The organism is Nocardioides currus (assembly GCF_003057875.1).
In the GTDB taxonomy this organism is placed as follows: domain Bacteria; phylum Actinomycetota; class Actinomycetes; order Propionibacteriales; family Nocardioidaceae; genus Nocardioides; species Nocardioides currus.
On sequence record NZ_PYXZ01000007.1, the window covers coordinates 248,146 to 273,017 of the forward strand.

Genomic DNA, 24,872 nt, shown 5'->3' on the forward strand with positions numbered 1-24,872 from the left:
GGCGCCATGAGCAGCCACGAGGACTGGGACGTCGTCGTGGTCGGCGCCGGACCGGCCGGGTCGGCTGCGGCACTGGCCGCGCTCGCCGAGGACCCCGGCCTGCGCGTGCTGCTGCTCGACCGCAGCGACTTCCCGCGCGACAAGTCGTGCGGGGACGGCATCGCCCCGCACGTCCTCGACGCGCTGGCGTCCGTCGGCGCGGCCGACGTCGTGGCGGGCTGGACCCCGCTGCGCCGGCTCGAGCTGTCCCACGGTGACGTGCGTGTCGAGGGCGACATGGCCCGCGAGGTGCACGTGGTGCCGCGGCAGGTCTTCGACGCCCGCCTCGTCGAGCGGGCCACCGGTGCCGGCGCCGTGCTCCGGCGGCACCGCGTCACGTCGCTCGACCTCGACCCCCTCGTCGTCTCCGGCTCGTTGCGAGCGCGGGTCGTCATCGGCGCGGACGGGGCCGGCTCGCTCGTGCGCCGGCGGTTGACGGACCGCCGGGGAGAGCCGCGCGCGATCGCGATCCGCGGCTACGCCCCCACGACGCCCGAGCTCCTCGGCCGCCAGGTCATCCGGTACGGCGATCGCCGCCAGCCGTCGTACGCCTGGGCGTTCGACCGCGGCGACGGGCTCGTCAACGTCGGCTACGGCGAGCTGCTGCCCGGCGACCGCCGCCGCTCGCCGGCACCGAGCCGCGCGCTGCTGCTCGAGCAGCTCGAGCAGCTGGTCCCGGGCGCGGCCACCACCGGCGGCGACTGGAAGGGCCACCACCTCCCGCTCAGCGGCTGGCGCTGGCACCAGCCCGACGGTCGCGTCCTGCTGGCCGGTGACGCGGCCGGGCTGGTCAACCCGATGACCGGCGAGGGCATCTACTACGCGGTGGCGACCGGCATCTCCGCGGGCCGGACCGCCGCCCGGGCGCTCGCCGTCGGCACGGCCGACGACGCCGGAGCCATGCACCGCCGCGACGTACGCCGCCTGCTGGGCTCACACCTCCGTCACACCTGGGTCTCGTCGCGGCTGGCGCAGTCGCCGGCCGTGGTCGACGCGGGCATCCGCGCCGCCGGCCGTGACCGGCACGTGTTCGACACCCTGGTCGAGATCGGTCTCGGCGACGGCCGCATCGACACGGGCCTGGTCCGCGGGCTCGTCGGCTCGCTGGTCCGGCCGTCCCACCACCCCCGCGCCACGATGGAGCTGTCATGAGGATCCTGTCCGCCCGCGGTGTGCTCCCGCGGCACTCCCACCCCCAGTCCGAGATCACCGAGGCGTTCGCCGACGTGATCTCCCAGCGCTCCCTCGACCGCGCGCTCCTGAAGCGGTTCCACGCCAACGCCGGCGTCGCGCGCCGCCACACGGTGCTGCCGCTGGAGGACTACGCCGGGCTGGGCGACTTCGGCCGGGCCAACGACCTGTTCATCGAGCACGCCGTGGAGCTCGGCTCCCGCGCACTGGTGGACGCGCTGAAGGCCGCCGACCTCACGCCGAGCGACGTCGACCTGATCGTCACGGCCACGGTGACCGGCCTCGCCGTGCCGTCCCTCGACGCCCGCATCGCCGCCGTCGTCGGCCTGCGACCCGACGTGAGGCGGGTGCCGCTGGTCGGGCTGGGCTGTGTGGCCGGGGCGGCCGGGATCGCCCGCCTCAACGACCACCTCGTCGGTCACCCCGGTCACACGGCCGTGCTCGTCGCCGTCGAGCTCTGCTCGCTGACGGTGCAGGCCGACGACGTGTCCGTGCCCAACCTCGTGGCCAGCGGGCTCTTCGGTGACGGCGCCTCCGCGGTGGTCGCCGTGGGCGACGCCGGACCCGACGGCCCGGTCGAGGTGCTCGACTCACGCAGCCGGCTCTACCCCGACACGGAGCGCACCATGGGCTTCGACGTGACGGGCAGCGGGCTGCGGATCGTGCTCGACGCCGAGGTGCCCTCGCTCGTCGAGCAGCACCTGCGCGGCGACGTGGACGCCTTCCTCGCCGACCACGACCTGACCCGCGACGACATCGGGTGGTGGGTCTGCCACCCCGGTGGGCCGAAGGTGATCGAGGCGCTCGAGGCGGCGCTCGAGGTGCCCCGCGAGGCGGTCCAGCTCACCTGGGACTCGCTGGCGCGGGTCGGCAACCTGTCGTCGGTGTCGGTGTTGCACGTGCTCGAGGACACCCTGCGCGAGCGACCGCCCGAGCCGGGCAGCCACGGCGTGCTGATGGCCATGGGGCCGGGCTTCTGCTCCGAGCTGGTGCTGCTGCGGGCCACGTCGTGACGGGCCTCGTCGCGTTCACGGTGCTCGTCGCGCTGGTCGGCGTCGAGCGGCTCGCCGAGCTCGTCGTCTCGAAGCGCAACGCCGCCTGGAGCATGGAGCGCGGCGGCGTCGAGTCGGGGCAGGGCCACTACCCCTTCATGGTCGTGCTCCACACGGGCCTCCTCGTCGGGGCGCTGGCGGAGGCGTGGTGGCGCCGACCGGACGTCCCGTCCGTCCTCGCCTGGTCGATGCTCGCGCTCGTCCTCGCCTCCCAGGCCCTGCGCTGGTGGTGCATCACCACCCTCGGGCCGCGGTGGAACACCCGCGTCATCGTGGTGCCCGGGCTGGCACCGGTCCGGGAGGGGCCCTACCGCCTGATGACCCACCCCAACTACGTCGCCGTCGTCGTCGAGGGCGTCGCCCTCCCGCTGGTCCACGCCTCGTGGATCACGGCGGTCGTCTTCACGCTCGCCAACGCCGCGCTCCTGACCGTGCGCATCCGGGCCGAGGACGCCGCCCTGGCCACCCTCCCCGATGCCCGGGTCGAGGCGCCCCGTGCGTGACCTGGTCGTCGCCGGCGGCGGTCCCGTCGGGCTCGCGGTCGCGCTGCACGCAGCTCGTGCGGGCCTCGACGTCGTGGTGCGCGAGCCCCGCGACGGTCCGATCGACAAGGCCTGCGGGGAGGGACTGATGCCGGGCGCCCTCGGCGAGCTCGCCGCCCTCGGGGTCGATCCCGAGGGGCACGACCTCGCCGGCATCCGCTACCTCGACGGACTGCGGCCGCACCGGTCGGTCGAGGCGCGGTTCCGGGCGGGACCCGGGCGGGGTGTGCGACGTACGACCCTGCACGCAGCCCTCTCCGAGGCCGTCTCCGCAGCCGGCGTCCCCGTCGAGCAGAGAGCAGTGCGGGCCGTCCGCGACGTGCGCGACCACGTGCTGGTGGACGACGAGCCGGCGCGCCACCTCGTCGGAGCCGACGGGCTGCACTCGAGCGTCCGCACCCTGGCCGGCCTCGACCGCGGGCCGGCCCCGCGACGCCGGTTCGGGCTGCGCTGCCACGTGACGCAGGCGCCGTGGTCGCCGTTCGTCGAGGTGCACTGGGCGCCGCACGCCGAGGCCTACGTCACCCCGGTCGCCGACGACCTCGTCGGGGTGGCCGTGCTGACCGACCAGGGCGGCGGCTTCGACGACGCCCTCGACCAGCTCCCCGCGCTGCGCGACCAGCTCACGGGTGAGCGGACCAAGGTGCTCGGCGCCGGTCCGCTGCGCCAACGCGTCACGCGTCGCGTCGCCGGACGCGTCCTGCTGGTCGGCGACGCCGGAGGGTACGTCGACGCGCTGACCGGAGAGGGCCTCGCGGTCGGTCTCGCGCAGGCCCGTGCGGTGGTCGAGTGCCTCGCCGCGGGCGACGCCACGGGCTACGAGGCGCGGGCCCGTTCGCTCGCGCGTCGCCACGAGCTGCTGACCCACGCCCTGCTCCGGGCCACCTCGCACCGGATCGTCCGCACGCGCCTCGTCGAGGTCGCGGCCCGCGCGCCGTGGCTGTTCTCGGCGGCCGTCAACCAGCTCGCCCGCCCGGCGGGAGCAGTCCGATGACCGAGCTCGTGGTGCTGCTCGACGAGCAGGGACAGGCGGTCGGGACGGCCGACAAGGCGACCGTGCACCACCAGGACACCCCGCTCCACCTGGCCTTCTCCTGCTACGTCTTCGACGGCGCCGGCTCCGTGCTCGTGACCCAGCGGGCGCACACGAAGGTGACGTGGCCGGGAGTGTGGACCAACGCCTGCTGCGGGCACCCGGGCCCGGGCGAGCCGATCGAGGACGCCGTACGGCGACGGGTGCGCGACGAGCTCGGGATCGAGCTCCAGCAGCTCGTGCTGCTGCTGCCCGGCTTCCGCTACCGCGCCGAGATGCTCGGCGTCGTCGAGCACGAGATGTGCCCGGTCTTCGCCGCGGTCAGCACCGACTCGCTCCGCCCCGACCCGGCCGAGGTGGCGGACGCCGCCTGGGAGTCGTGGGACGGGTTCAGGAGCGGGGTGCTGGACGGCACGCGGGCCATCTCGCCGTGGTGCCGCGACCAGGTCGCCGCGCTCCCCGCCGAGCCGTGGACCGCGCCGGCCGCCGCTGCCGACGGCCTGCCGCCGGCAGCGCGACGCCCCGGTCGCTGACCGGGGCGTCGCTGGACGGTCGGTCAGGGTGTGAAGACCACCTTGACCATGCCGTCCTCCTTGTCCCGGAAGCTGCGGTAGGCCTCGGGCGCGTCCTCGAGCGGGAGGTGCTGGGTGGCGAAGGTCTCGACACCGAGCACGTCCTCGTCCTTCAGCAGCAGCGCGAGGATGTCGTCGCTCCACTTGCGGACGTTGGCCTGGCCCATGCGCAGCTGGATCTGCTTGTCGAAGAGCTGGAACATCGGCAACGGGTCGGCCGCTCCCCCGTAGACGCCGGAGACGCTGACCGTGCCGCCGCGGCGGACGGAGTCGATCGCCGAGTAGAGCGCGGCCAGCCGCTCTGACCCCACCGTGAGCATCGCCTTCTCCTGCAGCTTCTTCGGCAGCAGGGCGACCGCCTTCTGGGCCAGCTCGGCCTTGGGCGAGCCGTGCGCCTCCATGCCGACGGCGTCGATGACCCCGTCCGCGCCGCGTCCGTCGGTCAGCTCGCGCACGCGCTCCGCGACGTCGTCGACGTCGGACATGTCGATGACCTCAGCGCCGTACGCACTCACGCGGCCCAGCCGCTCCGGGACCTGGTCGACGACCACGACCCGCAGACCGCGGCTGGTCGCGATGCGCCCGGCCATGTCGCCGATCGGGCCGGCGCCCAGCACGACCAAGGTGTCGCCCTGCTGGAGGTCGGCGTACTCCACCGCCTGCCACGCGGTCGGCAGCACGTCGGACAGGAACAGGAAGCGGTCGTCGGGCGGGCCGTGGGGCACCTTGATCGGCAGCGTGTCGGCGAACTGCACGCGCAGCGCCTCCGCCTGCCCGCCGGGCACGGAGCCGTAGAGCTTGCTGTAGCCGAGCAGGCTCGCCCCGGTGCCCTGATCGGTGTTCTGCGTGGTCTCGCACTGGCTGAACAACCCGCGGCTGCACATCCAGCACGACCCACAGCTGATGTTGAACGGGACGACGATGCGATCGCCGACCTCGAGCGTCGAGACGGCCGAGCCGACCTCGCGCACGATGCCCATCGGCTCGTGGCCGACGATGTCGCCCGGCGCCATGAACGGGGTGAGCGGGTCGTAGAGGTGCAGGTCGGACCCGCAGAGCCCCGTCGACGTGACGTCGATGATGACGTCCGTCGGCTGCTCGATCACCGGGTCCGGCACCTCCATCACCTGCATGTCGCGCCGGCCCTGCCAAGTCACTGCCTTCATCGCGTTCCCTCTCGTGGATCCGTCATCGTGCTCGTGTGGTGCTCACCCGTGGCGTACCCGACGCCCGTGTCCGCATGCGGGCACGAGGGTCGGGTACGTCGCAGTCATGGCGGGCAGCCACCCGGCCCGCACCCCGACACCGAGGAGTCCCCCCATGTCCACGGACGCCATCGTCCTGCTCAAGCAGGACCACCAGGAGATCCGTCGCGTCTTCCGCCAGTTCCAGCAGGCCGGCGAGAACGCAACCAAGCGCAAGGGAGACCTCGTCGACAGCATGATCGAGCTCCTGACCGTCCACACCTACATCGAGAACGAGGTCATGTATCCGCGTGTGCGGGAGCTCCTCCCAGACCTCGAGGACGACGTCCTCGAGTCCTACGAGGAGCACCACGTCGCGGACCTGCTCGTGGTGGAGCTGGCCGGGCTCTCTCCCGACCACGAGCGGTTCGACGCCAAGACGACCGTCCTGATCGAGAACGTCACGCACCACATGGACGAGGAGGAGCAGGACTGGTTCCCGAAGGTGCGTCAGGGACTCGGGCGCAAGGCCCTGCAGGAGATCGGGGCCGACCTGATCGAGGCACGCGCCAAGGCGCCGACCCGCCCGTCACAGCCGAGCGCATTGAAGAAGACCGTCGACGCCGTCATCAGCTGATCGGACCGGCCCCGACCCGATCGAGAGGATCCCCCATGGCCGAGAACACCCGCCTCTTCCACGCGACCCCCGAGCAGGTCTGGGACGTCCTGAGCGACGGATGGGTCTATCCCGTCTGGGTCGTCGGCGCGGCCCGCATGCGCGAGGTCGACGACACCTGGCCGGCCGTCGGCAGCAAGCTGCACCACTCCGTCGGCCCGTGGCCGCTACTGATCGACGACACCACCGAGGTGATCGCCTCGACACCCGGCCGCTCGCTGACCCTGCGCGCCCGCGCCTGGCCCATCGGCGAGGCCGAGGTGACGATCCGGCTGGACTCGCTGGGCGCCGAGACCGAGGTCCACATCGAGGAGGAGCCCTTGTCCGGACCGGGGGCGCTCATCCCACCGCCCGTGCGCGGGATGAGCCTGCGGTGGCGCAACACCGAGACCCTGCGCCGCCTCGCCTACATCGCCGAGGGCAAGGCGTGACGTCACCTCGAGTGGTGCTGGTGACCGGCGCCTCCAGCGGCATCGGTGAGGCCACCTCGCGAGCGGCCGCCTCCCGCGGCGACCACGTGGTGCTGCTGGCGCGCGGTCGCGAGAGCCTGGAGCGGGTCGCCGCCGACTGCGACGCCCTCGGTGCCGCCTCCACCCTGGTCGTGCCGGCCGACGTCTCCGACGACGCGGCCGTCAGCGAGGCCGTCGCCACGACGATGGAGCGACACCAGCGGCTGGACGTCGTCGTGGGCTGCGCCGGTGTCGTCGCCTACGGCCGCCTCGAGGAGGTCCCGGTCGACGTGTTCGACCAGGTGCTCGCCACCAACCTCCACGGGTCGACCAACCTCGCGCGCCACGTGCTGCCCGTCCTGCGGGACCAGGGCGGCGGCAGCATGGTGCTCGTCGGGTCGCTCATCGGCCACCTCGCCGTCCCCGACATGGGGGCCTACGCGCTGAGCAAGTGGGGCGTGCGCGCCCTCGTGCGACAGTTGCGTGTGGACAACCGCGACCGACCGGGCATCAGGTTCGGCTACGTCGCCCCCGGCGGCGTCGACACCCCGATCTACCGTCAGGCAGCGACGTACGGCGACTCCGTCGGCCGGCCGCCGTTCCCGGTGGCCTCCCCCGAGCGGGTGGCCCGGCGCGTCCTCGCGATTGCCGACCGTCCGTGGCTGCCGAGCCAGGTGGGCCCGGCCAACGACGTGATCCGGTTCGGCTTCACCGCCCTGCCCTGGGTCTACGACCGACTCGTCAACCCGCTGTTCCGGGTCGTCGCCCAGGACCTCGTCGCGCCCGTGGTCCGCGGACCGGGCAACGTGCTGGCGTCCGACCAACGGCTCAACGGACTGCGCGGAGACCAGGGCAACGCGCTCGTCGGCGTCGCGCGCAACCTCCAAGCTGTCGTCCGGCGCCGCCGGAGCGGGTCGTGAGCTGGGACGCGATCGTCGTCGGCGCCGGTCCCAACGGGCTGGTCGCCGCCAACCGCCTGCTCGACGCCGGCTGGTCGGTGCTGCTGCTGGAGGCCCAGCCCGACGTCGGGGGGGCCGTCCGCAGCGACCGCGAGCTGCACCCCGACTTCGTCCACGACACCTTCAGCGCGTTCTACCCCCTCGCCGCGTCGTCGCCGACGATCGCGTCCTTCGACCTCGAGCAGCACGGCCTCGAGTGGACGCACGCACCGTCCGTGCTCGGGCACCCGCTGCCCGACGGCAGCTGGGCCGTCCTGCACCGTGACCGGGACCGGACCGCGGCGGGTCTCGACGACCTGCACCCGGGCGACGGCGAGGCCTGGCTGCGGCTCTGCGCCGAGTGGGACCGCGTCGGCCCGCACCTGATCGGGGCCCTCCTGACCCCCTTCCCGCCGGTGCGCCACGGCCTCGGGATGCTCGCCGCGTTGCGGCACGTGGGCGGGCTCGACTTCGTGAAGACGCTGCTGACCCCCGTCACCGAGCTCACGAGCGAGCGCTTCGGCGGCGAGGGCGCCCGCATGCTCATCGCCGGCAACGCTGCCCACGCGGACATCCCGCTCGACTCCCCCGGCTCGGGTCTCATGGGCCTGCTGCTGGCGATGATGGGCCAGGACGTCGGGTTCCCCGTCCCCCGCGGCGGTGCGGGCGAGCTCACCCAGTCGCTCGCGCGGCGCTTCCGCGCCAACGGCGGCGAGCTCCGGACCGGCGCCGAGGTGGTGGAGGTGCTCGTGTCCGACGGCCGCGCCTCGGGGGTGCGGACCGGTGACGGCGAGCGCCACGCCGCCCGCCGCGCCGTCGTCGCCGACGTGCTGGCGCCCACGCTGTACACGAAGCTCCTCGACCCGGCCCACGTCCCCGATCGCGTACGCCGCTCGCTGCGCGCCTTCGTCCTCGACCCCGGCACGGTCAAGGTGGACTTCGCACTGAGCGGGCCGATCCCGTGGACCAACGGCCCGGCGCTGGCCAGCGGCACGGTGCACGTCGCCGACGACGTGCGCGACATGGCGCTGGCCATGAGCCAGGTGCAGGCGGGCGCCGTCCCGGCCGCGCCGTTCATGCTGACCGGCCAGATGACGACCAGCGACTCCACCCGCTCGCCGGCGGGGACCGAGTCGTTCTGGGCCTACGCCCACGTCCCGCAGCGCACGGTTCGCGACGCCGGGGACGACGGCATCCGGGGCGTGTGGGACCACGACGACTGCGAGCGCTACGCCGACCGCATGCAGGCGCGCCTCGAGCAGCGTGCCCCCGGCTTCGGCTCGACGGTGATGTCGCGCCGCGTGCTCGGGCCGCGCGAGCTCGAGGCCCGCGACGCCAACCTCGTCGGCGGCGCCCTCAACGGCGGCACCGCCCAGCTCCACCAGCAGCTGGTGTTCCGGCCCGTGCCCGGCCTCGGCCGGGCCGAGACGCCGGTCCGGGGGCTCTACCTCGGGTCCGCCTCTGCTCACCCCGGAGGCGGGGTGCACGGCGCCTGCGGGGACAACGCGGCGCGAGCCGCACTCGCCCACGCGCGGGTCGACGCCGTGCTGCCGTGGCGGAAGTCCTAGCGGGACCTCAGGACTGGCCCGCGCTCCGCGAGCGCTCCCGCAGCCAACGGGTCGTCCCGGTCGCCATCCCCCGCGACTTGGGGGCCTCGACCACCGGCACCACGATCAACGCCGACCCGTCGGGCAGGGACCACTTGAGGGCGTGGTAGACCGCGGACAGCGACTCGGTGCTCTCGAGCGCCAGCAGGCCGGGAGCGATCTGCCGCGCCTCGACCCACGGCCCGTCGAGGTCCTGCGGTGGGTGCTCGGTCCACGCGAGGAACGCCGTCACGGGAGGACCACCGTCACGCTCGGCTGTGACGACGTTCGTCCACGACGAGCGCCACGGCGTTGACGACGCCGTACCCCAGAGCGGTGGCGACGGCCTTCTTCCGCGAGGAGCTCGACGACGCCGTGGCCCCCAGGGTCGCAGCGTCCGTCAGGTCACCCGCCAGCCGAAGCAGCGCGCCGGTGCGCGCACCCTGCCGGCCGCCGAGCAGCGTCAGGACCGAGATCGGGACGTCTCGCCCCGCATAGGTGTAGGCGAGCCGGGCCACGGGGCGGCTCCAGGCTCCCGGATCGTCGAGCTGGTCACGCAGCGCGTCGGGGTGGGTGATCACCCACGCGCTGTATCCCAGGGTCGCGACGGCCAGGGCCTTGGTGAGGGGATAGTCCATGTCGCGAACCTACGTGCGACTACCCAGCGCCGGAGGGTCCACATGCTGCGACCGGCATCGGGTACCTCCTCGCCAGATGGCCGGTGACCCCGGGGTGATCGCGCCGTCCAGGCTCCCGGGTCTTCAGAAAGCAGGGCCCGGGAGCCGCCCCGAACCCGATCGACCCCCGCGCCCCGGCGCGGGGCGGCACACCGAGGAGGACTGGTCCGATGGCGACCGACGAATCCGTCCTGGAAGCGAGCCGCCAGCTGGCGGACGCGCTGAGGCCCGGCACGCTCGACCAGACGCTGGAGAACATCACCGCCGCGGCCGTGCAGGTGCTGCCCGAGGTCGAGCAGGCCAGCATCACCGTGCGGCACACCGACGGCCGGCTCGAGACCTTCGCCCCGACGAGCGAGATGCTCCTCGAGCTGGACGCGGCGCAGTACGACCTGCGTGAAGGTCCGTGCTACGACGCGGCGACCGACCGCGTGCACGTCCTGGCCCCCTTCCTGGCCACCGACAGCCGCTTTCCGCAGTACGCCCGGGAGGCCGAGGCCCTGGGGGTGCAGGCGCAGGCGGGGATCCGCCTCTTCGACACCCCGACGAGCTCGGGGGCCCTCAACCTCTACGCCTCGCAGCCGGGGAGGTTCGAGGAGCTCGGCGCGATCGGCGAGCTCTTCACCCACCAGTCGGCGACGGCCCTGGCCTACGCCTACGAGATCACCAACCTGACCGAGGCGATGCGGAGCCGGCAGCGGATCGGTCAGGCGGTGGGAGCGATCATGGAGAGGTACGACCTCGACGACGCCCGCGCCTTCGGCTTCCTGGCCAGGCTCTCGCAGGACAACAACATCAAGCTGCGCGACGTCGCCGAGACCCTGCTGGTCGACATGGACGAGCGCCGATCGGAGCAGGGGTGACGGGCTCGGCGAGCAGCGCGGACCTCACGCGTTTCGTGGTGGCCCAGAACGAGGGCGACACCTACGACCACGCCCTGGCCGAGCTGCGCGACGGTCGGAAGAGGAGCCACTGGATGTGGTTCGTCTTCCCGCAGGTCGCCGGGCTCGGCCGCAGCAGCATCGCGCGCGAGTTCGCGCTGGCGGACCTGGCCGAGGCGCGGGCCTTCCTCGCGCACCCGGTGCTCGGGGAGCGCCTGCGCGAGTGCTGTCGCGCCGTCCTCGAGATCCGCGGGTCCACCGCGGTCGACGTCCTCGGGCCGGTCGACGCGATGAAGCTCCGGTCGTCGATGACGCTGTTCGCGCGGGCCGCGCCCGACGAGCCGGTGTTCGGTGAGGTGCTCGACGCCTACTTCGACGGCGAGGCCGACGACGCGACCGATCGGTTGCTGACGACGGCCGACTGAGGGCCCACGGACTACCGGCGCTCGTTCGACGCGTCGATGCGGGCCATCACGGGTGTTGCCAGCGCGCCGTGGACGAGCACGGAGAGGATCACGGTGAACCCGAGGGTCGACCACAACCAGTCCTGTCCGAGCTCCGGCGCCTCCCCCGCGGCGTACGCCAGGTAGAAGACCGAGCCGACACCACGGATGCCGAAGAAGGCGACGACCAGCTTCTCGGACCGACGCATCTCGCCGGGCTCCTGGTGACGCCTCCACGCGCGCAGGGCGACGACACCGGCCAGCGGGCGCACCACCAGCACGAGGCCGACCCCGACGAGCACGCCTCGCCAGTCGAGCGCCTCCAGCAGCCCGCGGGTGACGGCGATGCCGAGCACGAGCAGCACGAACAGCGTGAGCAGGCGCTCCAGGCGCTCGGCGACCTCGTGCATCGCGGCGTGGTAGTCGTGCGACCTCTCGGCGGAGCGGAACGTCAACGCGCACACGAAGACCGAGAGGAAGCCGTAGCCACCGAGGACCTCGCCCACGCCGTACGACGCCGCCAGGGCAGCCAGGGCCATCAGCGAGTCCCCGCGCTCGGCGACGCGGAGCGTCCGGCTCTGCGACCGGAACGCGAGGCGTGCCAACGCCCACCCGACCGCGAGACCGGCGGCCACGCCGATGATCGTCCGGCCGACCAGGTCGAGGCCCACCCACTCGAGGGCCCAGCCGGAGACCGACCCGCCCGCGGCCATCAGGATCGCGAGGTGCACGAAGGGGAAGGCCAGTCCGTCGTTGAGGCCGGCCTCCGAGGTGAGCGTGAACCGCACCTCGTCGGACTCGTCCACCTCGAGGTCCCCGGTCTGTGGCCCGGCGACCTGCACGTCCGAGGCGAGGACCGGGTCGGTCGGCGCGAGGGCGGCGCCGAGCAGCAGCGCCGCGGCCGGGGTGAGCCCGGCTCCCCAGCCGAGAAGGGCCACGCCGCCGATCGTGAGCGGCATGCCGACCAGCAGCATCCGCCACGTCGCTCCCCAACGCCCCCAGCTCGAGCGGTTGCGGGGGTCGAGAGGACGGTCGAGGGCCAGCCCCACTCCCATCAGCGCGACGATCACCACGAGCTCGGTGACGTGCTCGATGGCGGCGCGGTTGTCCTGCGGGTCGAGGGGCAGGTCGTCGGGGAGCGGCGTCAGGCCGATCAGCATGCCGAGCGCGACCAGCACCATGGGCGCGGAGACGGCCCACCGCGAGAGCAGGTCGGGGAGGAGGATGGCCAGCAACAGGCACGCGCCGCCGACGAGGTAAACGAAGTCGGCAGTCATTGGTCGGGCGGTACCCGTGCGCCCGCCGATGATGCGTCGACCGACGCCAGCCGGTCCCCGCAGCTGCGTGAGCGCGGAGACCGGCTGGTCGGGTGGTCCGCCGCGCGGAGTGGAATCAACAGTCCCTCAGGGAGGGGCAGGCGACGGACCGACCTGTGGACCGCCGTACCCGCGACGTCGCAGACCATGCGCCCACTCTCGATCGGCGACGCCGTGTCGTCGACGGATGAGGTCGACGACACCGGGTACGTCTGCCCCATGATCCTCCCCAAGCCGCGCGGCAACCTGAGCGAGTGGGTCTTCCACCGCCTCCGCTCCGTCACGGACGAGCCCCGACCATGGTCCGGGGCACCGATCCCCGGCGCGACCGAGGACGAGGACGCGGCGATCGCGCTGTGGGCCTTGCACGAGCTGTCGTACGGCGGCTTCGAGGACGTCTCCGAGCACGCCGAGCAGGACCTCGCCGCCCAGGCGACCAGGACCCACCTGGAGCGCGAGCTCGAGCAGCGGCTCCGGTCCCGCTGGGTCGGCCGACCTGTCGAGCCGGTCGAGGTCCCGGCCGCGATCGACGAGCTCGTCGCCGGCGACGACGGCCCGTCCCTGGCCGCCTTCGTGCACCGGCGCGCCGACCGCGACCAGGTGCTGGAGCTACTGCGCCAGCGATCGGTCTACCACCTGAAGGAGGCCGACCCGACGACCTGGGTCGTGCCCCGGCTCCCCACCCGTGCCAAGGCCGCGCTGATGGAGCTGCAGTTCGACGAGTACGGCGACGGCGACCCCAACCGCCTGCACTCGCACCTGTTCGCGTGCGGCCTGGAGGCCGTCGGGCTGCGGGCGGAGTACGGCGCCTACATCGACGATGCCCTTCCCGAGGTGCTGGAGATGAACAACGCTCTCTCGATGTTCGGGCTCAGGCGCCGGTTGCGCGGGGCCGCCGTCGGTCACCTGGCCGCCTTCGAGGCGACGAGCTCGCTCCCCTCGCGACGCATGGTGCAGGGTCTCGAGCGACTCGACTTCGTCGAGCCGATGGTGCGCTACTACAGCGAGCACGTCGAGGCCGACGCCGTGCACGAGCAGCTGGCGGCCCGCGACATCTGCGGCACCCTGGCCGCCGACGAGCCCGCCCAGGCGCAGGAGGTGCTCTTCGGAGCCTTCACCTGCCTCGACCTGGAGGCCCGCTTCGCGCGGGCGATGTTCACCGCGTGGGGCGTCGAGCCATGAGCGCCGAGCAGTTCGAGCACCCGGACGTCGTGCTCTGCCCCGACGGGCCGATGCTGCTGCGCGGGGTCGACAGCGTGCAGGACGCGGACGGCACGGTGCACGCGGTCGACCGTCCGGTGGTCGCCGTCTGCCGTTGCCTCAAGTCGAGCCGGCTGCCGTGGTGCGACGGCACCCACAAGGTGATCCCGCGCGGCCACTCCTGACCGAGGCTCGCGCGGTCAGGCCCGGTCGATGCGCACCAGCGCGCCTCGCGGGAACCGTCGAGCCTCGACCAGGCGTAGGTCGCCGGTGTCGAGACCCTCGTCGTGCTCGAGGCGGGTGGCCTGCTCGGTGGTGCCGAGCTGGAGGACGGCGGATCCACCCGGGGCGAGGTGCTGCCGGATGACGCGCAGGCACGCGCGCGCCACGTCGAGACCGTCGTCGCCGCCGTCGATGGCGAGGAGCGGGTCCTCCGGGAACTGCCCGGTCTCGGTCCTCAGCACCCAGGGCGGGTCGGCGATGACCAGCGGGTACGCCTCGTCGGAGGCCAGCGCGTTCTCGAGGCGGGCCTGCCGGACCTCGACCCGCTGGGCGAGGCCGGCGGCGCTGGCGTTGGCCCGCGCGAAGTCGCACGCGACGTCGCTGGCGTCCACGCACACGAGCCGACGATCGGTGCCTGCCACGGCCAGCAGCCCGATCTGACCGGCACCGGCGCAGAGCTCCAGGATCGGACCGGGTGGGACGGTCGCGGCCAGCTCCGCGGCCCAGTCCGACTGCGCGGTCGTCCACTCACGTGGCCGCAGCACCCGGTCGTCGTACGCGATCGTCAAGGACCCGAAGGTCGTCTCCTCAGTCACCCGCGAGCCGTACCCCGGCGGTCGCGCCGTCATGCCCTGGTCCGTGTTGGCGTCGGGCCGGCACTGGTGCTTGAATATGAACACGTTCAGGCAGCCGGACGATCCGCTTCGTGATGCCAGGAAGACGAACGTGATCGACGTGAAGGCCCTCGAGTCCCTGTCCAGCGCCAGCCTCGCCATCTCGCAGCACCGCACTCACGCCGACGTGCTGCAGGAGGTGGTCGACCAGGCCGCACTCTGCCTGCCCGAGTTCGAGCACGTCAGCATCTCGCTGATCCTCCCCGACCGACAGCTCGACACCCTCGCAGCGACCACGGACCTGGCGCGTGAGCTCGACCGGGCACAGTCGGAGGCCCGGGGCGGACCCTGTGTGGAGGCCGGCCGGCTCGACGAGGTCATGCTCGTCGACGACGCACGCCACGAGCAGCGGTGGCCCCGCTACATCGAGGCGGCCCTCGCCCTCGGCCTGCGATCCCAGCTCGGCATCAAGCTGTCCAGCGACACTCGCGGGGCGATCTGCCTCAACCTGCACTCCACCACCCACGACGACCTCGACGCCGGATCGGTCGGCGTGGCCGAGCACTTCGCCGTGCACGCGGCCCTGGCCCTGGGGCACGCCCGCGCCTCCGACCAGTTGAAGACCGCCGTCGGGACGCGCACGATCATCGGCACCGCCATCGGGATCGTCATGGAGCGCTACGGCCTGGGCCAGGACCAGGCCTTCAAGTACCTCGTCCGGCTGGGCAGCGACCAGAACCGCAAGCTGCGCGTGGTGGCCCAGGAGCTCGTGCAGGCGAAGGACGACGCAGCCCGGCCCAGCGGGTCGGGCGACGGGACCAGAAGCGGGGCGACCGCGGCGCGGCCCTGAGCCAGCCGTCCGATCGCCGGCATGTCCCGGGGGTGACCGGGTACGCAGCAGTCGGCGACCCTGTCCCGCGGCGCTGACGACGACCCAGGAGCGGTGATGGACGACGGTGCTCTCGAGGCCCTGGGGCCACCGGCGGCGGTCCCGTCGGCTGGACCCGTGACGGTCCCCGACCACCGGCCCGGCGGGGACTTCACCGTCGGCGTCGAGGAGGAGCTGATGCTCGTCGACGACGAGGGCGTCCTGCTCGGCCGGGCAGCCGTCGATGTCGTGGACCGGCTCCGCGCCAGCGATCCCGCCGCCGGGATCGTCACCGGCGAGATCTACGCCGACCAGGTCGAGCTCAACTCCCTGGTGTGCGCGGGTGCCGAGGACGTCCTGCGCTCCGTGCGCGTCCTCCGCGGGCGCCTGTGCGCCGCAGGCGCCCGGACGATGGCGGTCGGTGTCCACCCCACGGCCGCGCTGGGCACGGCCGTCCTGACGACCTCGCCGCGCTACGACGCCATCCTGGAGGAGTACGCCGGGCTGCTGAGGACCCCGACCGCCGCCCTCCAGGTCCACGTCGGCGTGCCCGACGCCACGACGGCGATGCTGGCCTACCGCGGGCTGCGCGCCCGGATGCCGCTCCTGCGGGCGCTGGCGGCCGCGTCCCCCTTCTGGCACGGCGTGGACTCCGGGCTGGCCTCGACTCGGTCCGCGATCCTGCGGTCCTACCCGCGCACCACCGTGCCCCCGCTGCTGAGGTCGTGGGAGGAGTACGTCGCGCGCACGACCGCGCTGATGAGGGCGGCTGAGGCCTCCGACCACACCTTCGTGTGGTGGGACCTGCGGCCACGTCCCCTCCTGGGGACGCTCGAGGTGCGGGTGATGGACGCCCAGTGGTCACTGTCTCGCGTCGGCGGGCTGACGGCCCTGGTGCAGGGCATCGCCCGCCGTACGGCGACCTGCCCCGACCGCGGCGACCTGAGTGACGACGTCCTCGCCGTCAACGACCACCAGGTCGCCCGGCACGGGCTGGAGGCCAGGGTCGCCGACCTCGACGGCGTGGTCCGCCCGCTGCGCGAGGTCGCGGCGCGCGTCCTGGCCGAGGTCCGCGCCGAGCTGGCGCCCGACGGCCTCGATGCCCCGCTGGACGACCTCGACGAGCTGCTGGCCGGGCAGACCGAGCCCGAACGCCAGCGCCGCCTCGTGGCCTCGGACGGGCTCCCCGGCCTCCTGGCCGACCTCGTGGGCCGCACGGCCCGCGGCTGAGGGACCGTGCCGTCAGCGTGGGTTGGCCGTGGGGCGGACGACGGCCGCGAGCCAGACCGCGACGGCGGCCGTCAGCCACCCCGCGACGACGTCCACGACGTAGTGCTCGCCGGTGTAGACGAGGACGACGGCCATCACGAGCACGTACGCCACCAGGGCGGCTCGGAGCCCCGCGTTCACGGTCGGCCACAGGAACAGCGCGATGAGCACGGTCGCCCCGGCGTGGAGCGACGGCATCGCGGCCACCGGGTTGCTGCCGCCCTGGCCCGACGCACTGAGGACCCCGATCCAGTCGAGGCGCAGGAGCTCCCACCCCAGGTTGGAGATCCGGTCGACCTGGCCGATCGCCCCCTGCTGCGAGGCCAGCCACGGCGGGGCGGCGGGACACACGACGTAGACCGTCGTCCCGATCGTCGTGAACACGAGCACGGCGCCGATCCACCGCGCGAACCGGTCGCGGACGCAGAACCACACGATGGCCGTGACCAGCGGGATGGCGACGAAGTGGGTGACGTAGACGAGCGCCGCGACCGCGTCGTACCAGTGCACCGACCCGTCGACGAGGCGCTCCTGCAGCCAGACGGACGGGACCGCGCCGAACGCGTGCCGGTCGACGGCCGCGGGGCCGGTCACGTGGACGCCGAACCCGAGTCGGTTGGTCGCCGACCCGTCCCCGGCCCCGAGCGGCGCGCTGATCCATGTCGCCGCCGCGTAGGCGACGAGGATCAGGCTGAGCGGCGACCAAGCGATGAGCAGCTGCGCGACGGGGCCGTGCCGCGACCCACGATCTGCGTCGCCCCGCCCGCACTGGTCGCCGATCCGCTCCGGGCCGCGGTCGAGGTCCTGGGTCATCGGCGACGCCGCCGGAGGATGGCCTGGATGCGGAACCGGTTGTAGCGCTGGATGGCGATGAACGGCAGGTTGATCCCGACGCCGTAGGCCACGAGCAGGGCCGCCGCGAGCGGCGGGTTCCACAGGACGAACAGCGGACCGCACGCCATCGCCCACCAGTGGGTGAGCTCCGCCCGCCGGGTCTCGCGCACGAAGAGCAGCAGCGACTCGTCGTCGTACGCCGGCACCTCCTTCTTGCTGACCCCGCCCGCGAACAGGGCGCCAGCCTCCGGCACCTTGTCCTTCCACCGGTGGATCCGCAGCCGCCGGCGGTACCAGCGACCGTCGTCCTCGAACGGGCGAGGCCGCAGGAGCCACCCGTCCCGGCTCAGCCGAGCCCCGCCCAGCCGGTGGGCGGCATAGCCGGTGCCGGCGTGGAACACGCCCCAGGCCACGATGTCGACCACCACGGTCAGGGCCTGCGGCATGAGCAGCTTCAGCATCGAGGAGCCTCCTCGCGGCCGTCGGCCGCACCGAGCCGGACCTCGCGACCGCGCCACGACACGGATCGACGCACCAGCGTCCGCGCGACCGATCGCGCGAAGACGAGGTCGAAGGCCAGCAGCGGGACCGGGAAGAGCGCCCACGTCCACCAGCGAAACGTTCCCAGCCGACGCAGGATCGACCGCAGCTGCGCCGCCGAGCAGATCCAGGCGACGAACCACAGGACCGGGCTGCCGACGGACAGGGCAGCGCCCGCGCCGGTCGACGCCTCGACGACGGCCAGCAGCGTGCCGACGGCGATCGCGTGGTGCGCGCTGATCCACAGCCCGGCGGCCACGGCCGGACCCGGCGCCGCCGCCGAGGCTCCCGAGGCGAAGTTCTTGGTCCAGCCGTCGGCCAGCTGTCGGAGCCCGCCGGGATAGCTGCGCATCGAGACCGAGCGTCCGCCAAGGGCGCAGCGCACCGGCAGGCCGGCCCGGTCGTACGCCGCTGCGAGCCGGACATCGTCGAGGATCTCGCCCCGCACGGCGGCGTGACCGCCGGCGCGCTCGTAGTCGTCGCGCGAGGTGATCAGGCACGGCCCGAACGCCATCGGAGCAGCGACGGGGCGTCGGGTGAAGGCGGCACTGGCGAGGGTGGACATCGCGTTGAAGTAGGCAGACAGCTGTTCGTAGGGCCGGACAACGCGGTGGAACGGCTGGACCGAGACCAGGCCGCCGTGGCGCTCGTGCATCTCCAGCAGGCCGTGCAGGGCGTCCGGGGCGAGCACGGTGTCGGCGTCCAGGAACAGGAGCAGGTCACCGGCGGCCGCCCGGACCCCGTGGTGACAGGCCCACGCCTTGCCGGTCCACCCGGGGGGCGGGGCGGGGGCGCGCACCACGAGGGCACCGCCGGCTCGCGCCACCGCGGTCGTGGCGTCGTCGGAGTCGTCGTCCACCACGACCACCTCGAGCACCGGGTGCGCGAGACCGCGCAGGGACGCCAGCAGGAGCGGCAGCGTGGCTTCCTCGTTCCGTGCGGGGACGACGACCGACACCGAGGACGAGGGCGAGGTCACGGCCCCGGCCCCGGTCGGGAGCCGGCGCGGGTCGCGGAGGAGGAACGCGGCCCCAGCCGCTGCTGCGGCCAGGACGACGGCGAGCACGAGGTCGGTCAGGTCCGTCACGAGGCCCTCGGCGGGATGCGGGTGACGACGAGCGGCATTCCGCCGGCGGGATGGACGGCCACCTGGGCCAGCGCCTCGGGTCGCGACCACCGCGGGCCGACGGTGAGCCGGTGCTGCGCCAGGAGACGGCTCAGCACGACGACCATCTGCCCCAGGGCGAACTCCCGTCCGATGCACAGCCGGGGCCCCTGGCCGAAGGGCAGGTAGCCGACCGGCGGCGGGCCGGGCGACAGGAACCGCTCGGGCCGGAACGACTCGGGCTCGGGGAAGATGTCGGCACGACGGTGCAGGATCCAGGGACTGATGATGGCCAGCGTCCCCGCCGGGACCGCGCGGCCGCCGATGACGTCCGCGCTCCGTGAGCGTCTCGACACGACCCACGCCGGGGGGAAGAGCCGCAGCGCCTCGTCGACCACCGCCCGCGTCCACGGCAGCGTCTCGCGGTGACGGAGCAGGGAGACCGGTCCCGCGTGCCCGGCGACCTCGGCCCGGACGCGGTCCTGCGCCGGCTGGTGCTCCGCCAGGAGCATGAGCGTCCACGCCAGCGCTGCCGCGACCGTCTCGTGACCCGCGATCACCATCGTCACCAGCTCGTCGCGGATCTCGGTGTCGGTGAGCCCGCTGTCCAGCAGCAGGCCGAGGAGGTCGTCCCCCGAGGCTCCTGCGTCGGACGCCCGGCCGCCCGACCGGCGTTCGGCGATGATCCGCGACGCGATGACGTCGAGGCGTCGGCGGGTCGAGCGCAGCCGCAGGTTGGTCCGCGTGGGGGCCAGGCGCGCGGTCGGCACCACCGACCGTCCCAGGCGCACGACCAGGTCGGCCGCGTCGCTCGTCGCGTCGAGGAGCTGGCGGGCGTGGTCCGAGAGGTCGGTCGAGAACAGGGCCCGTCCGACCGCGTCGAGGCCGATCCGGTGCGTCAGGTCGGCCACGTCCACGACCTCGCCGTACGCCGAGGGCAAGGCCCCGAGCCGGGTGGTGATCGCGGCGTCGGCGGCGGCCCGCACCTGGACGCCGACGGCCTCGAGGCGCTCGTGGTGGAAGGCCGGGGCAGCGAGCCGGCGATGCTCGATCCAGCTCGGCTCGGCCGAGGCGAGCAGGCCGGGACCGGTGAGCCGGGCCAGGGCGGCGTACTGCACCGTCTGCTTGCCCCAGTCGCGCGACGCGGTCTGGAGCACGTGGCGCACGGCAGCCGGGTCGTTGAGCAGCAGCGCCGGCGGTCCGGGGACGGGGAAGGACACGAGGTCGCCGTGACGCTGCGACACGTCGGCGAGGAACGTCAGCGGATCCGCGCGCACCGACCTGAACGCGCGCGCCATGTCCCACGAGCTCGGTCCGGGGACGCCGATGTCCGTGGGCTGCATGGCCTGGAGGCGCGCCGCGACGCTCACGCGTCCTCCCCGCTGCGGCGGCCGAGCCACGTCCACGTCACGCAGCTGGTGAGCACCAGCGCGAATCCGAACGCGAGGTCCTCGACCGGCGCGTAGGCCAGGCGGCCGTCCCCGACGAACGCGACCCGCTCGCTGCCGATGATCGCGTCGGGCGCGTAGCGGACGATGCCGCGCCCGGTGAGCCAGCCGTTCGTGACCAGCTGGAAGAAGACGATGACGGCGTAGGCCAGCCACCAGTCACGCATCGCAGTCAGTCCCGTGCGGGCCACCCAGCGGTCCAGCACGAGGGCGACCAGCACCGCCACGACGGCGATCGCGGTGTAGGTCATCGGCGCGCGGCCTCGCGACGCGCCCCGCGCAGACCGTGGCGACGCGTCGCCCGGACGGCCTCGAAGGTCAGGACCGCCACCAGCGGGATCACCACGAAGAAGGCGATCTCCTCGAGGGGCAGGCCTGCGACGCGCCACGGCAGTGTCTGGTCGGCGTCGAAGTGCCAGTGCCCGGCCGACGTCGCGTAGAGGTCCCAGAGGAGGAACGGCGTCCCGGCGACGAGGACGGTGAGCAGGAGCCGCAGCGGCCGGTGCAGCACGCGCAACCCGAAGGCGGGGGCGAGCGGCACGGTGCCCAGGAGGCAGAGGGCCAGCATGGCGACGTACGACCAGTGCACCCAGCTCACTCGGCCACCCGCAACGAGGAGCGGTCGCCGGCCAGCCGCTTCAGCACCAGCTCGGCGCTGATCAGGCACATCGGGAGCCCGATGCCCGGGACGGTGCTGGCCCCCGCGTAGAACAGGCCGTCGACCTTCGACGACGTGTTGCCCGGCCGGAGGAACGCACTCTGGCGCAGGGTGTGCTCCAGGCCGAGGGCGCTCCCCCGCCACGCGTTGAAGCGCGTCTCGAAGTCGGCCGGGCCGACGGTCTGGCGCACCCGGATGCGGTCCCGCAGGTCCGGGATCCCCGCCCAGGCCGCGACCTGGTCGATCGCCGCGTCGGCCGTGCGCTCCACGACCTCGGACCCGCGGCCGTCCGCCCCGCCCTCGCCGATCGACACGTCGGCGGGCACGGGGACGAGGACGAAGAGGTTCTCGCTGCCCGCCGGCGCGACGCTCGGGTCGCTCTCGGAGGGCTTGCACACGTAGACCGACGCCGGGCTGGGCACGCGGGCGTGGCGCCCGAAGATGTCGCCGAAGTTCTGCTCCCAGTCGGTGGTGAAGAACAGGGAGTGGTGCGGCAGCTGTGGCAGCGTCCCGTCCACGCCCAGCATGGCCAGCACCGCACCGGTGCCGGGCGAACGACGCCGCCACGACGAGCGCGGGTGGGACTGCAGGTCGGGCGGCAGCAGCGTCGTCTCCAGGTGGTGCAGGTCCGCGGCGCCGACGACCACGTCGGCGGCGAGGAGGCGCTGGGTGCCGGCGGAGGTGGTGTGCACGACCCCCGAGGCCCGGGGCCGACCCCGTCCCGCCGCTGCATCCGTGAGGATCTGCGTCACGGTGGCGCCCCGGTGCAGTCGCGCGCCGTGCCGCTCCGCGAGCGATGCGATCACCTCGATCAGGCGCGCGAAACCGCCCTGCGGGTAGAGCACGCGGTCACCAAGATCGAGGCGGCTCATCAGGTGGTACATGCTCGGCGCGCGGGTGGGCGACGACCCGAGGAACACCGCCGGGTAGCCGAGGAGCTGGCGGAGCCGGTGGTCGGAGAACCGATCGGCGACGTGGGCGTCGAGCGAGCGGGTCAGCAGCCTGCCCAGCCGGGGAGTGCGCCGCAGGACGTCGGTCTGCAGGAACGACGAGGTGGAGTCGAAGTTGCTGTAGAGGAAACGGCGCAGCGCGAGGTCGTAGGTCTCCTCGGCCGACGCGAGGTAGGCGTCGAAGCGCTCCGCTGCCCCCGGCTCGATCGACTCGAAGACCGCCCGGTTGTGGGCGCGGTCGGGGCGTACGTCGAGGGGCTGGTCGTGTCCCTCGAAGAAGACGCGGTAGCTCGGGTCGAGCACCGTCAGGTCGAGCTCCGCGGCGGCGGAGGTGCCGAGCAGTGCGAAGAAGTGCTCGAACACCTCCGGCATGAGGTACCACGACGCGCCGGTGTCGAACCGGAACCCGTCTCGCTCGAGGGTCCCGACGCGCCCGCCCAGGTCGTCGTTCTTCTCGAGCACGTCGACGCTGTGGCCGCGTGAGGCCAGGAGTGCTGCCGTGGCCAGACCCGCGATGCCGCCCCCGACGACGACCACGCGCCGCGGCCCGCGGTCGGTCGCGGACGTCGACGTGCGGCCCTCTGCCCCACGACCAGGGAGCAGTGACGTCACGACCGCCCGCCGTAGAGCGCGCCGGCGACGAGCCTCAGCTTGACCGGGTCGGGGACGCGGACCCGGGTCTGCCGGATCTGCGCGGCCGGTGTGGCGCGCAGCCGGTCGGCCAGCTCGAGGAACGTGGCGTGAGCAACCCGGACCGCCCGACGACTGCTCGGGGGGAGGTCGGGGACGACGGCCGCGGCGGCGTCGAGATCGGCGGCGATGTCGGCGAGGATCCGGTCCCGGTCGCCATCGCAGAACGCGTCCACGTCCAGGTCCGGGAAGTAGCTGCGCCCGAGCAGGTCGACGTCCTCGGCGAGGTCGCGCAGGAAGTTGAGCTTCTGGAACGCGGCGCCCAGACGGCGGGCCCCCGGTGCCAGGCGCGCGTAGTCGTCCGACCGGTCCTCGGGCCCCACCTCGGCGAGGAAGACGCGCAGGCACATCAGCCCGACGACCTCCGCGGACCCGTAGACGTAGCGGTCGAAGGTCTCCACGGTGTGGGAGTCGGTCTCGAGGTCCGTCCGCATCGAGGCGAAGAAGGGGTCGATCAGCTCCTCGCCGATGCCGCACCGCACAGCCGTCCTCGCGAATGCGTGCACGACCAGGTTGGCGCTGTAGCCGTGGCGCAGCGCGTGCCGCACGTCGTCGTGCAGCCACGACAGCATCCTGGCCCGGGGCTCGGCGCCGAGGCTGGTGTCGGGGTTGTCGACGATCTCGTCGGCCACCCGGACCAGGGCGTAGACGTTGCGCACCTCGGTCCGCACCGGCTCCGCCAGCAGCCGGGACGCGAGACCGAAGGAGCTGGAGAACGCGCGGATCACGATGGCCGCACTGCCCTCGGAGACCGAGTCGTAGAGGCTGCGCACGGGTCGGCGGTGAAGCAGGTGGATGGTCACGCCGCGACCTCGTCGCTCCCGGCCAACGCCGGCGGACGGCGCAGCACGACCTCCAGGGCGGCCATGGAGACGCCCAGCTGCTCGATCTCCGACCGAGCGGCCGTCTGGTGGCCGGCGGCCAACGCATCGACGAACTCGCGCGACCCCGAGGTGGTGAGGAGTGCTCGCACCTCGCCCAGCTCGTCCTGCGTCAGCTCGCGCCCGAGGTAGGTCCGGATGCGCGTCCACTCCCCGGTCGAGCGGGCATGCGTCAGGAGCGGCGTCTGCTTGACGGTGCGCAGGTCGCTGGTGGCGCTCTTGCCGGTCCGACGCGGGTCGCCGAAGACCCCGATGAGGTCGTCGAAGAGCTGGAACGCGATGCCCAGCGAGCGACCGACCCGGCCGAGCCGCTCGACCGCGCCGCCCTCGGCACCGGCGAGCACGGCCCCGGCGCGCAGGGGCAGCGCGAAGGAGTAGGCGCTGGTCTTCTGCTCGGCCATCGCCAGGCTCTCCTCGAGCGTCGCGGCGTGGGTGCCCATCGAGAGCCGCACGTCCGCCAGCTCGCCGGCGGCCGTGGTGTGGAGCGCGGCGTCGAACAGGTCCAGCAGCTCGTGGGTGACCGCCTCGGACGCCCCGCACGTGGCCACAGCACGCACCGACGCGGCCAGCGCGAGGTCGCCCGCCAGGATCCCCGCCGTCCGCGCGAGGCTGTCGGCCTGGTCGACCGACGCGCCGTCGCCGAGCGCCGACGCGCGGAACGTGCCGCTCACGTTCGGACGTCCGCGACGCACGTCGTCACCGTCGATGAGGTCGTCGTGGATGACGAAGGCGGTGTGCATCAGCTCCACGGCGGCCCCGACCGCGGCCGCCGCCTGCTGCTGGTCGCCGCCGAAGGCATCGTGCGCGGCCATGACCAGGACCGGCCGGAAGCGCTTGCCCCCGCGCGTCGCGGCAGCCAGTGCGTCCCACAGCCTGGCGTGCTGGGCGTCGTTCGCCGCGGCCCGGGCACGTCCGGCCTCCAGCATCCGGTCGATGGCCTCGTCCCAGGGGGCGGGGTCGCCACGAACGGCTGAGGTGTCCCCCTGCAGCATGCGTGTCCCTCTCATCCCTCCG

The 24,872-nt window shown here is 73.5% G+C and carries 29 protein-coding genes; 15 read left to right on the forward strand and 14 right to left on the reverse strand.

The window, feature by feature from the left end; genetic code table 11:
• Positions 1-6: 6 nt before the first annotated feature.
• From C7S10_RS16500 to idi, 5 genes are read left to right on the forward strand one after another with little or no spacing between them, the layout of a single operon-like run.
• Positions 7-1,191 (forward strand): NAD(P)/FAD-dependent oxidoreductase, encoded by a 1,185-nt coding sequence (locus tag C7S10_RS16500; RefSeq protein ID WP_207769413.1) that lies wholly within the window; start codon positions 7-9, stop codon positions 1,189-1,191.
• The gene (locus C7S10_RS16505; RefSeq protein WP_108345531.1) at positions 1,188-2,243 is read left to right on the forward strand and encodes a type III polyketide synthase; all 1,056 of its coding nucleotides are present in this window, start codon (positions 1,188-1,190) and stop codon (positions 2,241-2,243) included. Before C7S10_RS16500 ends, C7S10_RS16505 begins: the two co-directional genes overlap by 4 nt.
• Positions 2,240-2,785, forward strand: a complete 546-nt coding sequence (locus C7S10_RS16510) for an isoprenylcysteine carboxyl methyltransferase family protein (RefSeq protein ID WP_108345532.1) — start codon at positions 2,240-2,242, stop codon at positions 2,783-2,785. Before C7S10_RS16505 ends, C7S10_RS16510 begins: the two co-directional genes overlap by 4 nt.
• Positions 2,778-3,818 (forward strand): NAD(P)/FAD-dependent oxidoreductase, encoded by a 1,041-nt coding sequence (locus C7S10_RS16515; RefSeq protein WP_207769414.1) that lies wholly within the window; start codon positions 2,778-2,780, stop codon positions 3,816-3,818. The genes C7S10_RS16510 and C7S10_RS16515 overlap by 8 nt, the downstream gene beginning before the upstream one ends.
• A complete protein-coding gene (gene idi, locus C7S10_RS16520; protein ID WP_108345534.1) occupies positions 3,815-4,390 on the forward strand; it encodes an isopentenyl-diphosphate Delta-isomerase in 576 nt (191 codons plus the stop codon). The genes C7S10_RS16515 and idi overlap by 4 nt, the downstream gene beginning before the upstream one ends.
• Before the next feature lie 23 nt (positions 4,391-4,413).
• Here the strand turns inward: idi and C7S10_RS16525 are convergent, their stop codons facing one another.
• Positions 4,414-5,595, reverse strand: a complete 1,182-nt coding sequence (locus C7S10_RS16525) for a zinc-dependent alcohol dehydrogenase (RefSeq protein ID WP_108345535.1) — start codon at positions 5,593-5,595, stop codon at positions 4,414-4,416.
• Between the two features lie 154 nt (positions 5,596-5,749).
• On the opposite strand from C7S10_RS16525, the gene C7S10_RS16530 reads away from it, so the two are divergent.
• From C7S10_RS16530 to C7S10_RS16545, 4 genes are read left to right on the forward strand one after another with little or no spacing between them, the layout of a single operon-like run.
• Positions 5,750-6,250 carry a hemerythrin domain-containing protein gene (locus C7S10_RS16530; RefSeq protein ID WP_108345536.1) on the forward strand — a complete coding sequence of 167 codons (501 nt, stop codon included), beginning with the start codon at positions 5,750-5,752 and terminating at the stop codon, positions 6,248-6,250.
• A gap of 35 nt (positions 6,251-6,285) precedes the next feature.
• A complete protein-coding gene (locus C7S10_RS16535; protein ID WP_108345537.1) occupies positions 6,286-6,720 on the forward strand; it encodes an SRPBCC family protein in 435 nt (144 codons plus the stop codon).
• Complete coding sequence (locus C7S10_RS16540) at positions 6,717-7,658, forward strand: SDR family NAD(P)-dependent oxidoreductase (protein ID WP_165807190.1); 942 nt, start codon at positions 6,717-6,719, stop codon at positions 7,656-7,658. Before C7S10_RS16535 ends, C7S10_RS16540 begins: the two co-directional genes overlap by 4 nt.
• Positions 7,655-9,244, forward strand: coding sequence for a phytoene desaturase family protein (locus C7S10_RS16545; protein WP_207769415.1), 1,590 nt, complete (start codon positions 7,655-7,657; stop codon positions 9,242-9,244). The genes C7S10_RS16540 and C7S10_RS16545 overlap by 4 nt, the downstream gene beginning before the upstream one ends.
• 7 nt (positions 9,245-9,251) lie before the next feature.
• Here C7S10_RS16545 and C7S10_RS16550 read toward each other — a convergent pair whose 3' ends face one another.
• Together C7S10_RS16550 and C7S10_RS16555 are read right to left on the reverse strand one after the other, a co-directional pair.
• The gene (locus C7S10_RS16550) at positions 9,252-9,515 is read right to left on the reverse strand and encodes a hypothetical protein (protein WP_108345539.1); all 264 of its coding nucleotides are present in this window, start codon (positions 9,513-9,515) and stop codon (positions 9,252-9,254) included.
• Between the two features lie 13 nt (positions 9,516-9,528).
• The gene (locus C7S10_RS16555) at positions 9,529-9,900 is read right to left on the reverse strand and encodes a hypothetical protein (RefSeq protein WP_108345540.1); all 372 of its coding nucleotides are present in this window, start codon (positions 9,898-9,900) and stop codon (positions 9,529-9,531) included.
• Between the two features lie 209 nt (positions 9,901-10,109).
• Between C7S10_RS16555 and C7S10_RS16560 the strand changes: the two genes are divergently transcribed.
• A complete protein-coding gene (locus C7S10_RS16560) occupies positions 10,110-10,802 on the forward strand; it encodes an ANTAR domain-containing protein (RefSeq protein WP_108345541.1) in 693 nt (230 codons plus the stop codon).
• The gene (locus tag C7S10_RS16565; RefSeq protein ID WP_108345542.1) at positions 10,799-11,245 is read left to right on the forward strand and encodes a DUF1810 domain-containing protein; all 447 of its coding nucleotides are present in this window, start codon (positions 10,799-10,801) and stop codon (positions 11,243-11,245) included. Before C7S10_RS16560 ends, C7S10_RS16565 begins: the two co-directional genes overlap by 4 nt.
• An 11-nt stretch (positions 11,246-11,256) precedes the next feature.
• Here C7S10_RS16565 and C7S10_RS16570 read toward each other — a convergent pair whose 3' ends face one another.
• Positions 11,257-12,540, reverse strand: a complete 1,284-nt coding sequence (locus C7S10_RS16570; RefSeq protein WP_108345543.1) for a cation:proton antiporter domain-containing protein — start codon at positions 12,538-12,540, stop codon at positions 11,257-11,259.
• Between the two features lie 186 nt (positions 12,541-12,726).
• Here C7S10_RS16570 and C7S10_RS16575 point away from each other — a divergent pair, with 186 nt between their 5' ends.
• Positions 12,727-13,761, forward strand: coding sequence for an iron-containing redox enzyme family protein (locus C7S10_RS16575; RefSeq protein WP_243395429.1), 1,035 nt, complete (start codon positions 12,727-12,729; stop codon positions 13,759-13,761).
• Positions 13,758-13,964 (forward strand): CDGSH iron-sulfur domain-containing protein, encoded by a 207-nt coding sequence (locus tag C7S10_RS16580; protein ID WP_108345544.1) that lies wholly within the window; start codon positions 13,758-13,760, stop codon positions 13,962-13,964. Before C7S10_RS16575 ends, C7S10_RS16580 begins: the two co-directional genes overlap by 4 nt.
• A gap of 15 nt (positions 13,965-13,979) precedes the next feature.
• Here the strand turns inward: C7S10_RS16580 and C7S10_RS16585 are convergent, their stop codons facing one another.
• Entirely contained in the window at positions 13,980-14,597 is a 618-nt protein-coding gene (locus tag C7S10_RS16585; RefSeq protein ID WP_243395430.1) for a methyltransferase domain-containing protein, read from the reverse strand.
• A 130-nt stretch (positions 14,598-14,727) separates the two neighbouring features.
• Between C7S10_RS16585 and C7S10_RS16590 the strand changes: the two genes are divergently transcribed.
• Together C7S10_RS16590 and C7S10_RS16595 are read left to right on the forward strand one after the other, a co-directional pair.
• Positions 14,728-15,465, forward strand: coding sequence for a GAF and ANTAR domain-containing protein (locus C7S10_RS16590; protein WP_165807191.1), 738 nt, complete (start codon positions 14,728-14,730; stop codon positions 15,463-15,465).
• A gap of 156 nt (positions 15,466-15,621) precedes the next feature.
• Positions 15,622-16,713, forward strand: a complete 1,092-nt coding sequence (locus tag C7S10_RS16595; RefSeq protein ID WP_165807192.1) for a carboxylate-amine ligase — start codon at positions 15,622-15,624, stop codon at positions 16,711-16,713.
• A gap of 12 nt (positions 16,714-16,725) precedes the next feature.
• Here C7S10_RS16595 and C7S10_RS22310 read toward each other — a convergent pair whose 3' ends face one another.
• From C7S10_RS22310 to C7S10_RS22595, 9 genes are read right to left on the reverse strand one after another with little or no spacing between them, the layout of a single operon-like run.
• Positions 16,726-17,565: a phosphatase PAP2 family protein gene (locus tag C7S10_RS22310; RefSeq protein ID WP_165807193.1), complete on the reverse strand. Its 840-nt coding sequence runs from the start codon at positions 17,563-17,565 to the stop codon at positions 16,726-16,728.
• The gene (locus C7S10_RS22315) at positions 17,562-18,047 is read right to left on the reverse strand and encodes a glycosyl-4,4'-diaponeurosporenoate acyltransferase CrtO family protein (protein WP_165807194.1); all 486 of its coding nucleotides are present in this window, start codon (positions 18,045-18,047) and stop codon (positions 17,562-17,564) included. Before C7S10_RS22315 ends, C7S10_RS22310 begins: the two co-directional genes overlap by 4 nt.
• Positions 18,041-19,213 (reverse strand): glycosyltransferase family 2 protein, encoded by a 1,173-nt coding sequence (locus C7S10_RS16605; RefSeq protein ID WP_165807195.1) that lies wholly within the window; start codon positions 19,211-19,213, stop codon positions 18,041-18,043. Before C7S10_RS16605 ends, C7S10_RS22315 begins: the two co-directional genes overlap by 7 nt.
• Positions 19,210-20,601, reverse strand: a complete 1,392-nt coding sequence (locus C7S10_RS16610) for a cytochrome P450 (protein ID WP_108345549.1) — start codon at positions 20,599-20,601, stop codon at positions 19,210-19,212. Before C7S10_RS16610 ends, C7S10_RS16605 begins: the two co-directional genes overlap by 4 nt.
• Positions 20,598-20,930: a lycopene cyclase domain-containing protein gene (locus C7S10_RS16615; RefSeq protein WP_108345550.1), complete on the reverse strand. Its 333-nt coding sequence runs from the start codon at positions 20,928-20,930 to the stop codon at positions 20,598-20,600. Before C7S10_RS16615 ends, C7S10_RS16610 begins: the two co-directional genes overlap by 4 nt.
• Positions 20,927-21,277: a lycopene cyclase domain-containing protein gene (locus C7S10_RS16620; protein WP_207769416.1), complete on the reverse strand. Its 351-nt coding sequence runs from the start codon at positions 21,275-21,277 to the stop codon at positions 20,927-20,929. Before C7S10_RS16620 ends, C7S10_RS16615 begins: the two co-directional genes overlap by 4 nt.
• Entirely contained in the window at positions 21,274-22,899 is a 1,626-nt protein-coding gene (gene crtI / locus C7S10_RS22585; protein ID WP_207769417.1) for a phytoene desaturase family protein, read from the reverse strand. The genes C7S10_RS16620 and crtI overlap by 4 nt, the downstream gene beginning before the upstream one ends.
• Positions 22,896-23,780, reverse strand: a complete 885-nt coding sequence (locus C7S10_RS22590) for a phytoene/squalene synthase family protein (protein WP_207769418.1) — start codon at positions 23,778-23,780, stop codon at positions 22,896-22,898. Before C7S10_RS22590 ends, crtI begins: the two co-directional genes overlap by 4 nt.
• Complete coding sequence (locus C7S10_RS22595) at positions 23,777-24,850, reverse strand: polyprenyl synthetase family protein (RefSeq protein WP_207769419.1); 1,074 nt, start codon at positions 24,848-24,850, stop codon at positions 23,777-23,779. Before C7S10_RS22595 ends, C7S10_RS22590 begins: the two co-directional genes overlap by 4 nt.
• Between the last annotated feature and the right edge of the window lie 22 nt (positions 24,851-24,872).